16 protein-coding genes and 1 pseudogene are annotated in these 14,010 nt (G+C 72.9%); 8 read left to right on the top strand and 9 right to left on the bottom strand.

All coding sequences use genetic code 11. From position 1 onward, the window contains the following. Positions 1-30: 30 nt before the first annotated feature. From ABH931_RS34710 to ABH931_RS34700, 3 genes are all read left to right on the top strand, one after another. On the top strand, positions 31-951 hold the full coding sequence (locus ABH931_RS34710; RefSeq protein WP_370122597.1) for an alpha/beta hydrolase: 921 nt from the start codon (positions 31-33) through the stop codon (positions 949-951). Positions 952-1,040: 89 nt separating this feature from the next. Continuing rightward, positions 1,041-1,973 carry an alpha/beta fold hydrolase gene (locus ABH931_RS34705; protein ID WP_370122594.1) on the top strand — a complete coding sequence of 311 codons (933 nt, stop codon included), beginning with the start codon at positions 1,041-1,043 and terminating at the stop codon, positions 1,971-1,973. A gap of 102 nt (positions 1,974-2,075) precedes the next feature. Next, a complete protein-coding gene (locus tag ABH931_RS34700; RefSeq protein WP_370122591.1) occupies positions 2,076-3,059 on the top strand; it encodes an alpha/beta fold hydrolase in 984 nt (327 codons plus the stop codon). Here the strand turns inward: ABH931_RS34700 and ABH931_RS34695 are convergent. Further along, positions 2,960-3,493, bottom strand: a pseudogene (locus tag ABH931_RS34695) (alpha/beta hydrolase); the annotation flags it as partial. The gene ABH931_RS34700 and the pseudogene ABH931_RS34695 overlap by 100 nt on opposite strands. 16 nt (positions 3,494-3,509) lie before the next feature. After that, a complete protein-coding gene (locus ABH931_RS34690; RefSeq protein ID WP_370122589.1) occupies positions 3,510-3,908 on the bottom strand; it encodes a hypothetical protein in 399 nt (132 codons plus the stop codon). A 356-nt stretch (positions 3,909-4,264) separates the two neighbouring features. Here ABH931_RS34690 and ABH931_RS34685 point away from each other — a divergent pair, with 356 nt between their 5' ends. The 3 genes from ABH931_RS34685 to ABH931_RS34675 all read left to right on the top strand — a co-directional run bounded on the left by ABH931_RS34685 (position 4,265) and on the right by ABH931_RS34675 (position 6,226). Continuing rightward, positions 4,265-4,501, top strand: a complete 237-nt coding sequence (locus ABH931_RS34685) for a hypothetical protein (protein WP_370122586.1) — start codon at positions 4,265-4,267, stop codon at positions 4,499-4,501. 116 nt (positions 4,502-4,617) lie between these two features. Beyond that, complete coding sequence (gene purB, locus ABH931_RS34680; RefSeq protein WP_370122583.1) at positions 4,618-5,913, top strand: adenylosuccinate lyase; 1,296 nt, start codon at positions 4,618-4,620, stop codon at positions 5,911-5,913. A gap of 190 nt (positions 5,914-6,103) precedes the next feature. Further along, positions 6,104-6,226, top strand: coding sequence for a hypothetical protein (locus tag ABH931_RS34675; RefSeq protein WP_370122580.1), 123 nt, complete (start codon positions 6,104-6,106; stop codon positions 6,224-6,226). A 90-nt stretch (positions 6,227-6,316) separates the two neighbouring features. Here ABH931_RS34675 and ABH931_RS34670 read toward each other — a convergent pair whose 3' ends face one another. From ABH931_RS34670 to ABH931_RS34645, 6 genes are all read right to left on the bottom strand, one after another. After that, positions 6,317-6,799: a macro domain-containing protein gene (locus ABH931_RS34670; protein ID WP_370122577.1), complete on the bottom strand. Its 483-nt coding sequence runs from the start codon at positions 6,797-6,799 to the stop codon at positions 6,317-6,319. Between the two features lie 197 nt (positions 6,800-6,996). Then, positions 6,997-8,982 (bottom strand): fructose-specific PTS transporter subunit EIIC, encoded by a 1,986-nt coding sequence (locus ABH931_RS34665; RefSeq protein WP_370122574.1) that lies wholly within the window; start codon positions 8,980-8,982, stop codon positions 6,997-6,999. A 73-nt stretch (positions 8,983-9,055) separates the two neighbouring features. Next, positions 9,056-9,988: a 1-phosphofructokinase gene (gene pfkB / locus ABH931_RS34660; protein ID WP_370122571.1), complete on the bottom strand. Its 933-nt coding sequence runs from the start codon at positions 9,986-9,988 to the stop codon at positions 9,056-9,058. Continuing rightward, on the bottom strand, positions 9,985-10,758 hold the full coding sequence (locus ABH931_RS34655) for a DeoR/GlpR family DNA-binding transcription regulator (protein ID WP_370122568.1): 774 nt from the start codon (positions 10,756-10,758) through the stop codon (positions 9,985-9,987). Before ABH931_RS34655 ends, pfkB begins: the two co-directional genes overlap by 4 nt. 230 nt (positions 10,759-10,988) lie before the next feature. Then, entirely contained in the window at positions 10,989-11,300 is a 312-nt protein-coding gene (locus tag ABH931_RS34650) for a hypothetical protein (RefSeq protein WP_370122565.1), read from the bottom strand. Between the two features lie 27 nt (positions 11,301-11,327). Continuing rightward, positions 11,328-11,729, bottom strand: coding sequence for a hypothetical protein (locus ABH931_RS34645; RefSeq protein ID WP_370122562.1), 402 nt, complete (start codon positions 11,727-11,729; stop codon positions 11,328-11,330). 377 nt (positions 11,730-12,106) lie between these two features. On the opposite strand from ABH931_RS34645, the gene ABH931_RS34640 reads away from it, so the two are divergent. Both ABH931_RS34640 and ABH931_RS34635 read left to right on the top strand, forming a co-directional pair. Next, a complete protein-coding gene (locus ABH931_RS34640) occupies positions 12,107-12,751 on the top strand; it encodes an ATP-dependent Clp protease proteolytic subunit (protein WP_370122559.1) in 645 nt (214 codons plus the stop codon). A 1-nt stretch (position 12,752) separates the two neighbouring features. After that, positions 12,753-13,355, top strand: coding sequence for a ClpP family protease (locus ABH931_RS34635; protein ID WP_370122557.1), 603 nt, complete (start codon positions 12,753-12,755; stop codon positions 13,353-13,355). Between the two features lie 67 nt (positions 13,356-13,422). Here ABH931_RS34635 and ABH931_RS34630 read toward each other — a convergent pair whose 3' ends face one another. Continuing rightward, positions 13,423-13,857, bottom strand: a complete 435-nt coding sequence (locus tag ABH931_RS34630) for a helix-turn-helix domain-containing protein (RefSeq protein WP_370122554.1) — start codon at positions 13,855-13,857, stop codon at positions 13,423-13,425. Between the last annotated feature and the right edge of the window lie 153 nt (positions 13,858-14,010).

Here is a 14,010-nt window from a genome sequence, read left to right as displayed (position 1 = left end):
GCTGAAGTTCGGTCCGGATGCGTTCGGCCAGTGGGGGCCGGTCCGCTCGACATCGGCGGCGGCCACCTGACGCAGCGCGAGATGTTCACCCGCATGCTGACCTCGCGTCCGCTGCCCGCCGACGTCATCGTGGATCCGCACACCCTCGGCGGCGTCCCCGTGCTGGAGATCAGCATCGACGACGTCACCCCGAACGGCACGCTGCTCTGGTTCCACGGCGGCTTCTACGTCCTCGGCTCGCCCCGCACCTCGGCCGCACTGGCCGCCGACGTCGCCCGGCGCACCGGAGCGCGTGTCATCTCCGTCGACTACCGGCTCGCCCCCGAGCACCCTTACCCGGCCGCACTGGACGACGCGCTGGCCGCCTACGTCGCTCTCCTCGACGCGGCAGGCGCGGCAGGTGGGGGCTTCTCCCGCTCGGAGGGCCGCGGGGCGGCGTGCGCCGTGGTCGGCGAGTCCGCAGGGGCGGGCCTCGCCGTGGCGCTGCTGATCGCCGCCCGCGACCAGGGACTGCCGATGCCCGCAGCCGGGGTGCTCTTCTCGCCCTACGCGGACCTGACCCTCTCGGGTCCGAGCATGACGACGAAGACGGCCGTCGACCCGTCCTTCACCCCTGAGGCGATCGCGGTCCGGGCCAGGGACTACGTGGGCGCCGCCGACGCGTCCGATCCGCTGATCAGCCCCGCCTTCGCGGACCTGCGCGGCCTTCCCTCCCTGCTGATCCAGGCAGGCTCGCACGAGCTCCTGCTTGACGACGCGGTCCGCCTCGCGGCGCGCGCCGCCACCGACGACGTACCCGTCACCCTCGACGTCACCCCCGGCGTGCCGCACCTGTTCCAGGCGTTCGCCCCGATCCTGGGCGAGGGCGATGCGGCCCTGCGGCGGGTGACGGAATTCCTCGCCCGGAGGCTTGCCTCCGAGGCCGCACGAGCTCCTCGAATCGGGGGGTAACTCCCTCTGCGTGAGGGGGTCAGCACCATCGCCGAAGAGCCTCCCCGCGGCGAGGCTGAAAGCACGCTTCAGCACGGAGGGACAGTTCCATGGACAACCACGGCACCCGAACCACGCGTCGCCGCAAGCCGGTTCTCACGTTCGCGGCCGCCGCACTCGTGGTCGGTGGCCTTACCGCCTGCGGCACCGCCGGTGCGGCGCAGCCCCGCACAACCGCCGCCGCATCCCAGGCCCTGCCGGCCGCTCCCCGGGCGACCACCCGCATGCTGACGGTCAACGGACACCGGCTCGCGTTCTACGTGACGCCCGGCAGCGACCGCCTGCCGGTCATCGTCCTGGACTCCGGCGGAGGGCTCGACGCCTCCTACTGGAAGCAGGTCGCACCCGCCCTCGCCCGCCGGACCGGAGCCGAGATCATCACCTACGACCGCTCCGGAGAAGGGAGGAGTCCGTACGTCCCCGGCCCGTGGCGTGCCCCGAACGCCGCTTCGGACCTCGCCGCCGGACTGGGCCGGCTCGGCGTCACCAAGAACGTGGTCCTGGTGTCGCACTCGCTGGCCGGCGAGATCGCCACCTACCTCGTCCGCGCGCACCCGCACGTCGTGGCGGGGGCGGTCCTGGTGGACGCGAGCCTGCCGCCGTTCTACACCACGGCCGAGACCGCGCGGCTCGTCGCCGCGAACCAGCAGCAGATCGACGCCCTCAAGAGCGGGCCACTGACCCAGGCGACTCGTCAACTCCTGGACGAGGCCGACGGCTACGGTCCCGTCCACCTCGCTTACCACAAGCTCGGCTGGCCCGCTTCGGTCCCCGCCACCGCGATCGTGTCCGCCACGACGCCCTTCCCCACCGGCCTCGACGCGCAACGGTGGCGCCAGGCCCAGCGGGAGTTCGCCGATGCTGCACCCAACCGGCACCTGGTCGTCGCCGACCACAGCTCGCACGACATCCCGATCGACCGGCCGGACGTCGTCATCAAGGCCGTCGAAGCCATGCTGAACCAGGTGCGCCAGGCATCCTGAGGGCGCCGCGTTTTGCCGAAACGGCAACAAAGCGCGCGTACGCCACGGCCTTCCCCGAAGATCGGTCCGAGGTTGTCGCGCGTCAACACACCTGGAGGATCGATGCAGTTCAGGGCCGCAGACGTCACCCACCGGCTCGTCCCCGGACCGGCGGGCCGGGTTCACCTGGTCGAGCAGGGAGCGGGGCCCCTGGTGCTGCTCGTGCACGGCTTCCCGGAGTCCTGGTACTCGTGGCGGCACCAGCTCCCGGCGCTGGCCGCGGCCGGCTACCGCGCGGTCGCCGTCGACGTACGGGGCTACGGCCGCTCCTCCAGGCCCGAGCAGGTGGATGCCTACCGCATGCTGGAGCTGGTGGAGGACCAGGCCGCGGTCGTACGGGCCCTGGGGGAGCGGCACGCCGTGATCGTCGGACACGACTGGGGCGCGGCCGTCGCGGCGAACTGCGCGCTCGTACGGCCTGACGTCTTCCGGGCCGTGGGCCTGCTGAGCGTGCCCTACACCCCGCGCGGCGGACCGCGCCCCAGCGAGGTCTTCGCGCGGCTGGGCGCGAGCGAGGAGTTCTACGCCTCCTACTTCCAGCAGCCGGGACGCGCCGAGGCCGAGATCGAACCCGACGTGCGCGGCTGGCTCGCGGGCTTCTACGCCGCACTCTCGGCCGACACCATGCCCGGGCCCGGCGACCCCGACCCGCACTTCGTGGCCGCGGGCGGAACCCTGCGCGAGCGGTTCCCCGCCGGTCCGCTGCCCGCCTGGCTCGCCGGGGCCGACCTCGACATCTACGCCGGAGAGTTCGAACGCACCAGCCTGACCGGCGCGTTGAACCGCTACCGGAACATGGACCGCGACTGGGAGGATCTCGCCGCATACGACGGCGCCCCCGTCACCCAGCCTTCGCTCTTCGCCGGCGGCACCCGGGACGCCTCCACCACCTGGCTGGCCGACGCGATCGACGCCTTCCCGCGCACGCTGCCCGGACTGACCTCCAGTCACCTGCTGGACGGCTGCGGCCACTGGATCCAGCAGGAACGCCCCGCCGAGGTCAACGAGCTGCTCACCGACTGGCTCGCCGCTCTGCCGAAGGACTGAGGCCGGACGGTCGCTGCGGCGACCACCACGCGGTGCCGCGGGGTGCGGCGGTCATGCCGTTCAGGAGCGAGGGGCCGTGGTGGGATGTGCCTGCTCCCGGCCTGAGGCGGTCGTCCCGGGCGGAGCAGGGCCGGGATCACCCCTGCTCGGCCCCCGTGCCCACTCTGTCCCGGGCGCGGACGCGCTGGGGTGCGGAAGAGCGCCGCCCGGTCGAGGGCCTCGTCCGCCTGGTCCAGCGTGCCGGCGAACGCCTGGAACACGTGTGGCACGTCGGCGGTGACGTCCAGGATGACGTCGACCCCGACCGCCCTGGCGCGTGCGGCGAGGCGTGTGGAGTCGTCCAGCAGGATCTCGTTGGTGCCCACCTGGATCAGCAGCGGAGGAAATCCGGTCAGGTCGGCGAGGACGGCCGGGCTGAGCAAGGGCTGGAGCGGCTTGGGGCCGCGAGGCTCAGTGGTCGGGGTGGTTGTTGCCTCGGGCCAGCTTCGCGTCCGCGGCGGCGATGTCCCGCTGCCTCTTCTGCTCGGCCCAGCCGGCCGCCTCCTGCTTCTTCGCGGTTCTCACCGCCTCGAGCCTGGGCGTGTCCAGGACCACGTGCTGGCGGTCCGCGCTGTAGCGGACCGGCACGATCGCGCCCACGTCGATATCCCCGAGCTTGTGGGGGTCCAGTCTTCTCGAGGAGAAGACGGCCTGGGTGCCGTCGTCGAACGTGATGTGTCCTTCGACGTCGAGGTAGAAGCCCCCGGCACCGTTCTGGGTCATGGGTGCCCCGAGCTTCCGCGCGGTGATCACCCCCTGGCCTTCCAGGCCTTCGCGCAGCAGCTTGTGGTGCAGGAGCTTTTCGAGCACGGAGAGTCCCTTCCCCAGGAGAGCGGGCGACGACATACGGTGGCTGGCTGGACAGTAGCCCACGGCCGTCCGGCCCACCACACCCGAAGGGTGCTGCACGACCCGATGGGCGGTTCGCGCGGCGAGGGACCTTCGCACCCGCGTCGCGGTCGAAGGTCCCGGCCGATTCGCCCGGTGGCAGGCCCCGGCCGACCGGCCCCGCCGAGCATGGACCGCAGTGTCCGTCGGCCCGGGCCGCAGTGTCCACCGGCCCGGGCCCTGCGGCACCTTCACGACCGACCATCGGCCACTGCTCTCGCGGAGCCAGGTACCTAACGTGGAAGGCAACCCCTCGTCCGCCGCCACCGGAGGCCGTAGTGATCACCCACGACACGCCCGAGCTCGACACCATCCCGCCGCACCTTCGCGCGCTGCTCACCGCCGACGAGCGGCGCCTGCGGTCGCGTCGCCAGCTGATCGCCGGCCTCACCGTCTTCCTCGCACTGCTCGCCACCCTGATCGCGATCGCCGCGGTCGACGCCTCCCGTGACCCCGCCTTCACCACGTCCGGCGCGCACGGCCTCACCGCGATCCACTTCCTGGCGGACGTGTAGGCGGTCCCCCGGAGGCCGAGCCCGCGCTCGGGCCGACGGACCCTGATGCGTCGGCGGGCAAAGTGACGCGATGGCCCGGGAGGACCCGGTTGCCGTCGTCGAGAAAGGGAGAGCCGATGCTGGCACGGTACGTGCTGCCGGAGATGGCCGCGCTGTGGACGGATCAGGCGCGCTACGCGGCCTGGGCGCGGGTGGAGGTGCTGGCCTGCGAGGCGCAGGTCGCGCTGGGCGTGCTCCCGGCCGAAGCCCTCGCGGACATTCGCCGTGCGCCGGTGCCGGACCCGGCGCGGGTCGCGGAGCTGGAGGCGGACCGGGACCACGAGGTGCTGGCCTTCCTCGCCGCCTACTGCGAGACCATGCCACCCGAGTCGGCCCGCTGGGTGCATCTCGGCATGACCAGCTACGACGTGACCGACACCGCCCAAGGCCACCTGCTCGCCCGCTCGGTGGACCTGATCGCGGCCGCCGCAGGCGACCTGCGCTCGGCGCTGGTCGGGCGGGCGATGGAGGAGTGGGAGACGGTCTGCATCGGCCGCACCCACGGAGTCCACGCCGAGCCGACCACGTTCGGGCACAAGCTCGCCGTCTTCGCCTTCGCCGTCGACCGCTCGCTGCGACGGCTGGAAGCCGCCCGTGAGGCCGTCGCGGTCGGCACCGTCTCCGGCGCGGTCGGCACCTACGCCCTGGTCGACCCGGCCGTGGAGGCGCACGTCTGCGCCGAGCTCGGCCTCGGCGTGGAGTCCGCGCCGACCCAGGTCGTCGCCCGCGACCGGCACGCCCAACTGCTGCAGGCACTGGCCCTGCTGGGCGCGTGCGTGGAGCAGCTGGCGCTGGAGCTGCGGTTGCTGCAGCGCACCGAGGTCGCCGAGGTCTCCGAGGCGCACCCGGGCGCCTACCAGGGGTCCAGTGCGATGCCGCACAAGCGCAACCCCTCCACCAGCGAACGCCTGTGCGGCCTGGCCCGGCTGCTGCGCGGCTACGCCGGCGCCGCCCTGGAGGACGTGGCCCTGTGGCACGAACGCGACCTCAGCAACCAGGCCGTGGAGCGGGTGGCGCTGCCGGACGCCCTCGCCGTCAGCCACTACCAGGTGCTCACGGCCGTCACGCTGGTGCGCGGGCTCACCGTCCACCGTGAGCGGATGCGGGCGGAGATCGACCGCACCCACGGCCTGGTCTACAGCTCCCTCGTCCTGGCCGATCAACTCGCAGCAGGTGGGGAGCGCGAGCACACCTACCGCACCGTCCAGGCCGCCGCCGCACGCACAGCCACCACCGGCAAGCCCTTCACGCACGTCCTCGCCGAACAGGGCATCGCGACCGGCGAACTGCGCCCGGAGGCCTTTCTGACGCACCACCAGGTCGTCCGGGAACGCCTGGAACGCCTCGAGCGCCTGGACGCCGAACCCCGCTGATCCGTTCCCCGTCCCCGGGCCTCGCGGCCCCCGCGCCGCGAGGCACCTGCGTGTTCGGATCGCCGCCGCACCCATCAGGTTCTTTCGGCCCGCCGAACGGGGACCTTTGCCGCGCGGACGCGCAGCCGCAGCTTCCTAGGGTGAACGGGCAGACAGCCGGACACGGATCGGGAAGAGGCGGCGTTCGCACATGCTGGTGGTGAAGGCCCTGGTGGCGGTCGGAGCGCTGTTGGCCGCAGTCGCCGGCTACTCGGCGGTGTCAACGGAGGAACGGGCGAAGGAGGAGTTCGCCAGGATCGACAGTCGGCGGTAGCCCGCCCCCAGCGCGTCGGCCGGGAGGGGTCCCTGCGAGCCTTGGTCCGCGCACCGGATCTCGCACGTCGCCCAGTGGTGGTCGAGGAGATCAAGCAGTCCGCACGTCGTAGACCGTGACGGGCACCCCGCACCGGGTGAGCGTTGCCGCGATGAGCGGCTCGACCAGGTCCCATCGACCTCCGGCAAGCCCGCAACCGATCCGCGGCATGTGCACCGAGGCCCGAAGTTCCAGAGCACGGTCGGCGACGATGGCGAGAGCGGCGCTGATGGCTTCGTACCTGACAGGTGGGGTGCCGCCCGGGCGGTAGCCGTGCTGGCCGATCATGTTGGCGACGAGGAGACCGTCCTCGGCGGGCACGAACTGCACCGCGCCGAGCGCGAAGCCGCTGGAGTCCCGGTCGCGGTACCAGGTCTTGTACGCGGTCCTGGTCTGCGGCCAGCGTCGGGCGAGCGGCAGCACAAAGCCCTTGCCCCAGCCGCCCGCGTCGTTGCAGACGTGCGCGATGATCTTCGGGCCTTCGCCCTGCGGCGCGGTCGCGTCGCCGACGACGTAGCTGATCTCGTGAGTCACGACGTGACACTAGCCAACGGGTCCGACAGCCCACCACAACAGTCGTGGGAATCGATCCGCTCAGCAGCGCCGTGCCTGCTCACGGTCGTGGGCTGTGGGGGTGACTGCCTCGGGTGTCCCACCCGCCGGTGCCGGTCGGTGCCGCAGCCCCGCCGCAGTTCGAGCGAACTCCGGCGGGGCTGCGGGGTGATGCGGGGTCAGGCGGCCAGGACCGCGCCCCGCGGGGCGGTCTCACGCGGGCGGCGCGACTTGAGCGCGATCACGCTGAGCGCGGTCACCGACGTGCCAGCGGCGATCGCCAGCAGGTAGAGCAGCGGGCTGCCGATCAGCGGCGTGACCCAGATACCGCCGTGCGGGGCGCGCAGCGTGCTGCCGAAGAGCATGGTCAGGCCGCCGGCGGTCATGCTGCCCAGCACACAGGAGGGGATGACCCGCAGCGGGTCCGCCGCCGCGAAGGGGATGGCGCCCTCGGTGATGAACGAGGCGCCCAGTACCCAGGCCGCCTTGCCGTTCTCCCGCTCCTCGCGGGTGAACAGCCGGCCGCGCAGCGACGTGGCCAGGGCCAGGCCCAGCGGCGGAACCATCCCGGCGGCCATCACCGCGGCCATGACCTTCAGGCTGCCCGCGTCCGGCACCGAGCCGGCCGTCGTCAGCGCGCCCGCGGCGAAGGTGTAGGCGACCTTGTTGACCGGTCCGCCCATGTCGATCGCCATCATGCCGCCCAGCAGCAGACCCAGCCCGATCGCGTTGGCGCCGCCCAGGCCGTTGAGCCAGCTGGTCAGCCCCGTCATCAGCGAGGCGATGGGGGAGCCGAGCAGCACGAACATCAGGAAGCCGACGACACCCACCGAAAGCAGCGGGATCACCACCACCGGCATGATCCCGCGGATGGCCTCCGGCACCTTCCAGCCCGCCATCCAGCGCACCAGCAGCCCGGCCAGCAGACCGGCGACGATGCCGCCGAGGAAGCCCGCGCCGACCGTCACCGAGACCGCGCCGCCGACGATGCCGGCCGCCAGAGCCGCCCGGTCGGCGATCGCGTAGGCGATGAACCCGGCCAGGATCGGCACCAGGAAGCCGAACGCCGCGCCGCCGGTCTGGAACAGCAGGGCGGCCCAGCTCTCCTTGGCGGACCAGTCGAAGTGGCCGACCACCGAGGGCGCGGAGGCGATCTGGTAGCCGCCCAGCGCGAAGCCGAGCGCGATCAGCAGGCCGCCCGCCGCCACGAACGGGATCATGTAGCTGACGCCGGACATCAGGTAGGTGCGCAGTCGCTTGGCCCAGTGCTCCTCGGAGCCGGACGCGGTCGGCGCGGCCGCCGCGACGGTGGTGCGCTCACGCCCCGCGGCCAGTGCCGCAGCCTGCGCCACCAGGTCGTCCGGCCGGTTCACACCCGCCTTGACGCCGACCTCGACGACCGGCTTGCCCGCGAACCGCTCCCGGCCGCGCACCTCCACGTCGTGGGCCAGGATGACCGCGTCCGCCTCGGCGATGGTCTGCGGGGCCAGTGGCTCGAACCCGGCCGAGCCCTGCGTCTCCACCGCGATCACCGCACCGGCCCGGTCGGCGGCCAGCTCCAGGGCCCTGGCCGCCATGTAGGTGTGCGCGATGCCGGTGGGGCAGGAGGTGACCGCGACCAGCCGCAACGCGGCGTCGGGCACCGCAGGTGCGGGCGCGGCCGCAGCCGCGGGCACGGGGGCCGTGGGCGCGGCCGGGGCGGGAGCGATGTCCTCGCCGCTGACCAGCGCCGCGGCCGTGCCCGGGTCGGTCACCGCCCGCAGCGCGTCGGTGAACTGCGGGTCCATCAGCCGTCGCGCCAGCGAGGCCAGGATGGCCAGGTGCGCGTCGTCCGCGCCGTCCGGCGCGGCGATCATGAAGATGAGGTCGGCCGGGCGGCCGTCGGGGGCGTCGAAGTCGACGCCGTGCCCGCTGCGCCCGAAGACCACGCTGGGCGCGGTCACGAAGGCCGAGCGACAGTGCGGGATGCCGACGCCGTCGCCCAGCCCGGTGGGCGCCTGCGCCTCGCGGGCGGCGATGTCGGCCAGGAAGCCGTCCAGGTCGGTGACCCGGCCCGCGCCGACCAGGCGCTGCGCGAGCGCGCGCAGCGCCTCGGACTTGTCGGTCGGGGCCAGGTAGAGGTCCACCAGGGGTGGTGTGGTCAGCGGGGGCGCCTGCGTCGTCATGGTCGGTCTTCCTTCGTGCATCCGTGCGTCGTTGCTCGGTCTATGGGCCCCCGTGCCCCCCTGGTGTGATGGTTCATCCGGTCAGCGGCCGGTCTGCGGGGATGTCCGCGGCGATCTCGACGCGCTCCGGCCGCAGGTCCGCCGGGGTCGGCATCACGCTGCCGGGCAGTTGCACCGCCGCCGCGCCGTGCGCGAGCGCCGCGGCCAACGCCTGCGGTCCCTGCCCGCCCGCGCCGAGGAACCCGGCCAGTGAGGCGTCGCCCGCCCCCACGTCGCTGCGGACGCGGTCCACCCGGGCGCTGCCGAACCAGACCCCGTCCGGCCCGACCAGCAGCATTCCGTCCCCGCCGAGGCTGGCCAGCACCTGGACCGCGCCGCGCTCGCGCAGCTCCTGGGCCGCGGCCAGCGCGTCCCCGACGGTGGCCAGGGTCCGGCCGGTGGCCTCCGCCAGCTCCTCCGCGTTGGGCTTGACCACGTCCGGACGGGCCGTCAGTGCGGCCGTGAGCGCCGGCCCGGAGGTGTCCAGCGCGATCCGGGCGCCGCCCGCGTGCACCTGGGCGACCAACTCGGCGTACCAGCGCGGGGCCAGGCCGCGCGGCAGGCTGCCGCAGCAGGCCAGCCAGGCGGCCTCGGTGCCGCGCGCCGCAGCCAGCAGCGCCGTCGACTCTTCCGCGGAGAGCTGCGGGCCGGGCGCGTTGACCTTGGTCAGCGAGCCGTCCGCCGCCGCGAGGCTGACGTTGGTCCGGGTCTCCCCGACCACCGGCACGGCCGCCACCGCGATGCCCTGCTGCCGCAGCAGCGCGGCCAGTCGTTCCCCGGCCGGTCCGCCCAGCGGCAGCACGGCCGTGCTGGGGTGCCCGGCCGCGGTCAGCGCGCGGGCGACGTTGACGCCCTTGCCGCCGGGGTCGACCCGGTCGGCGGTGGCCCGGTTGACCGTGCCGGCCGCCAGCGAGGGCAGCTCGTAGGTGCGGTCCAGGCTCGGGTTGGGGGTAATGGTCACGATCATGCGCGGATCACCTTCGGTCCCAGCTCCTCGATCTCTCGTGTGGCGTCGTCGTCCAGTCCGGTGTCGGTGACCAGCACGTCCACCTGTGCAAGGCCGGCGAAGCGGGCCAGGTGCCGGTCGCCGTGCTTGGCCGAATCGGCCAGCAGCACCACCCGCCGCGCGCCCGCGACCATGGCCCGCTTGACCGCTGCCTCGGCCAGGTCGGGCGTGGTCAGCCCGCCCGCGGCGTCGAAGCCGTTGGCGGCCAGCACGGCCACGTCCGCGTGGAGCTCGGCCAGGTCCCGCAGCGCCCAGGCGTCCACGGCGGCGTGGGTGCGCCGCCGCAGCCGCCCGCCCACCAGGTGCAGCGTCAGCCGCGGATGGTCGGCCAACCGGGCCGCGACCGGCAGCGCGTTGGTGGCCACCGTCCAGGCGGAGTCGGCGGGCAGCAGTGCCGCCAGCCGGGAGACGGTGGTGCCGGCGTCCAGCAGCACGCTGCCCTCGGCCGGCACCAGCTCCGTGAGCAGCTCCAGTGCCGCATGGGCGATCCGGTCCTTCTCGCAGGCGGCCGTCACCTCGCGCTCGGCCAGTCCCGGCTCCTCGGGCAGGCTCCCCGCAGGGAGCGCCCCGCCGTGCACCCGGCGCAGCAGCCCGGCCCGGTCCAGCACGCCGAGGTCGCGGCGGATGGTCTCCTGGGTGACGCCGAAGGTCTGCGCGAGGGAGGGGACGTCGACCCGGCCGTGTTCCTGGACCAGCTGCAGGATCTGCTGCTGGCGCTCCGGCGCGTACATCGGCGGCTTCCGTTCCTGGCGACGGACTGCCTGTCTGCGTCCGGTTGCTTCCGACCCTAATGGCGTCATGTCCGAACGGAATGGGACTTTGTGCCCGAATATGCCCGGTCGCGGGTCCGCCGGCGTCCGATCGGGCGTCAGGGCATGCCCCGAACCCTGAACCCTGAACCCGAGTCCTCATCCTGAACGCCGAACCCGAGTCCTCAGCCTCGACCCTGAACCCGAGTACTTCAGTCCTGCGGCGGCAGCGGCAGGCGCACGGTGAAGGCCGGGCCGGTCGGCGCGAGGGTGAGCGAGCCGCCGTGCCGCACCGCGATCTCCCGGGCCCAGGGCCGGCCCCAGGCCGGAACCGCCTGCGTCGCGGCTGCGCGGACCACCGCCGGGCCCGGAGCCTGGAAGAGGTAGCGCGGTCCCTCCGGGTGGGTGTGGGTGAACTCGGCGACCAGGTCCTGCGCCAGCCGCCCACGGTCAAGCGCAGGTAGGAGGCGTCCGGCGACACCTTCTTCACGCGGGACACCACGCCGTCGCTCACCATTTTGCACGTGCCTCTCAGCCAGCTCGAGCGATGGTCAAGACGTGTGCGTCGGCGTTCTGGCCGCAACCGCCGTCCAGACCCGCTGAGCGAGTTCGTCGACCGGGTGGTCCCCGTCGACGACCAGGTCGCAGACGCCACGCAGGGGTTCGACATGCTGTTCGTGGGCGGCACGCCGGTGGTTGAGGTAGTTGCGCAGGAGGACGTCGAGGGGAAACCCGTCCCGCAGGCACTTGCGCTCGATCTTCCGGGCCAGGCGCAGGTCGGCAGGCAGGTCCACGAAGATGTCGAGCCGCGCTGTCGCTGTGCGCGGGGTGACGTGGCGGGCGAACAGGCCGTCCACGATGACGACGGGCGAGCCGGCCAGCGCGGCGTCGGTGTCGCGGGCGAGACCCGTGAAGTCCAGCGACCGGGGGTCGCCGACGTCCAACCGCGGCACTCCGGATTCGTCAGGCGCCCACACTCCATGTTCTGGGGTGCGGAAGTAGTAGTCGTCACCGTGGAGTACCCGGGCTGGGCCCTGGGGCGTCGTAGCCGCCAGCGCGGTAGCCAACGTGGTCTTCCCCGCCCCGGCACCTCCAGTCAGCGTGACCAGCAAGTGTTCTCTCCTCATCGTTGTGGTGACGCCCGCAGCATCGCATGGCGGGCAGTGCCCGGCGGGCGGAGGGGCAGCCCCGTCGCGTGGGCCGCCCGCTCTGCCCGTAGCGAATCTGCGCACGGCAGAGAAACGGCATCAGGGGCCGCGTCCCGGGTCACAGTCGAGTCAACAGCAGTTCCCGTCTCCCGCCTCCCCGGCGGCCTCGACCAGGAGCACGCATGACTGGACCCACCACGACGCATCCGACGATCCGTGCCGAGGAGGGCGACACCGCGCCCAGCCGGTTCGACGACCACCTCGCGGCGCAGCTGCTCGCCCAGCGGATCGTGCTGCTCGGCACGCAGGTCGACGAGGTGTCGGCCAACCGGGTGTGCGCACAGTTGCTGCTGCTGTCGGCGCAGGACCCGCGCACCGACATCAGCCTCTACATCAACAGCCCCGGCGGGTCGGTGACGGCGGGTCTGGCCATCTACGACACCATGCGGCTCATCCCGAACGACGTCTCCACCCTGGCGATGGGCCTGGCCGCCAGCATGGGCCAGTTCCTGCTCACCGTGGGCACGCGGGGCAAGCGCTTCGGCCTTCCGAACGCGCGGATCATGATGCACCAGCCCTCCGCGGGCATCGGCGGAACCACCTCGGACATCGAGATCCAGGCGGAGAACCTGGAGCACACGAAGAAGTCCATCGAGCGGATCACCGCCGAGCACACCGGGCAGAGCCCGGAGACCATCGCCCGCGACAGCGACCGGGACCGCTGGTTCACGGCCGAACAGGCCAAGGAGTACGGGATGGTGGACCAGGTGGTGGAGTCCCTCGACGACATCCGTCCCGCCACCTCCCGCCGACGGATGGGGCTGTGACATGGGCTCGTACACCATCCCGTACGTCGTCGAGCGCACCGTCCAGGGCGAGCGGACCTACGACGTCTTCAGCCGCCTGCTGAACGAGCGGATCATCTTCCTGGGCACCGAGATCGACGACGGGGTCGCCAACGCCGTGATCGCACAACTGCTGCACCTGGAGTCGTCCAGCCCCGAGCAGGAGATCTCGATCTACCTCAACTCGCCGGGGGGCTCGTTCACCTCGCTGATGGCGATCTACGACACCATGACGTTCGTGCAGGCGCCGATCTCCACGTTCTGCGTGGGTCAGGCGGCGTCGACGGCGGCGGTGCTGCTGGCCGGAGGCGATCCGGGACGGCGGTTCGTGCTCCAGCACGCCCGCGTCCTGCTCGGGCAGCCGGCCAGCGGCGGACAGCAGGGGACGGTCTCCGACCTGAGCCTCGCGGCCAAGGAGATGGTCCGCATACGTGCCCAGGTGGAGCAGGTCCTCTCCCGGCACACCGGCCACGACGTGGCGACGCTGCGAGCGGACATGGACCGGGAGAAGATCCTCACGGCCGAGGAGGCCGTCGCGTACGGGATCGCCGACGAGGTGCTTTGCCGACGGCTTGCCTTCGCCTGAAGTCCCCGGACGCGACAGGCGCCCGCCGGCACCCCGGGGCCTGGTGTCTGGTGTCCGTCCGGGGTCGTCAGGCGGCGAGGCAGAGGCCGTCGTGACGCGGCATCGGCGCGGTCCGCGCCCCGACCGTGTGGCGGCGGCCCGCCCGGAGCGCCAGGGCGCGGTCCAGCTCGCCCCGGGTCCGGTCCAGCAGATCCCCGAGCCCCAGCCCGAGCGCCCGGGCCGCCGCCGCGAGCACCTCGGAGGAGGCTTCCTTCCGCCCCCGTTCCAACTCCGACAGGTACGGCATCGAGATCCGCGCCGCCTTGGCGACGTCCTTCAGCGTCCGCTGCTGGGCCAGACGTTCGCGCCGCAGCGCCTCACCGACGAGGTCCCGCCACAGCGGTTCCCTCACGCCCGGCCGTTGCGACGCGGCCGTGGGAGGCGTTCCACCGCCCGGCGGCGGCGCGGCGGTGCTCGGTCGCAGCGGGATGACCCGGGGCTCGTCCTGCGCGGAAGTGCTCACCTCTCCAGCCTAGGCACCACGCGCGACGAGGGAAGGCAGCGGCGTTCCGCCCTCGGAGAACCGTTCCTATTCAGTGTGCAGGAGTGAGCTTTGGGCCCGATCCTGGTTCACTGGCGCATTCCGAACGGTTTTGGATGCGCTGGTCGTCCGCGT

It is taken from the genome of Streptacidiphilus sp. MAP12-33 (assembly GCF_041261265.1).
GTDB lineage: Bacteria > Actinomycetota > Actinomycetes > Streptomycetales > Streptomycetaceae > Streptacidiphilus.
The sequence above is the reverse complement of the archived record's forward strand: the minus strand, read 5'-3'. Positions and strand labels throughout refer to the sequence as shown.

Bases quoted from the DNA above. Each gene is read 5' to 3' on its own strand.
- ABH931_RS34705 (WP_370122594.1), top strand. From the start codon at position 1,041: ATGGACAACCACGGCACCCGAACCACGCGTCGCCGCAAGCCGGTTCTC.
- ABH931_RS34700 (WP_370122591.1), top strand. From the start codon at position 2,076: ATGCAGTTCAGGGCCGCAGACGTCACCCACCGGCTCGTCCCCGGACCG.
- purB (WP_370122583.1), top strand. From the start codon at position 4,618: ATGCTGGCACGGTACGTGCTGCCGGAGATGGCCGCGCTGTGGACGGAT.
- ABH931_RS34675 (WP_370122580.1), top strand. From the start codon at position 6,104: ATGCTGGTGGTGAAGGCCCTGGTGGCGGTCGGAGCGCTGTTGGCCGCA.
- ABH931_RS34665 (WP_370122574.1), bottom strand. From the start codon at position 8,982: ATGACGACGCAGGCGCCCCCGCTGACCACACCACCCCTGGTGGACCTC.
- pfkB (WP_370122571.1), bottom strand. From the start codon at position 9,988: ATGATCGTGACCATTACCCCCAACCCGAGCCTGGACCGCACCTACGAG.
- ABH931_RS34655 (WP_370122568.1), bottom strand. From the start codon at position 10,758: ATGTACGCGCCGGAGCGCCAGCAGCAGATCCTGCAGCTGGTCCAGGAA.
- ABH931_RS34640 (WP_370122559.1), top strand. From the start codon at position 12,107: ATGACTGGACCCACCACGACGCATCCGACGATCCGTGCCGAGGAGGGC.
- ABH931_RS34635 (WP_370122557.1), top strand. From the start codon at position 12,753: ATGGGCTCGTACACCATCCCGTACGTCGTCGAGCGCACCGTCCAGGGC.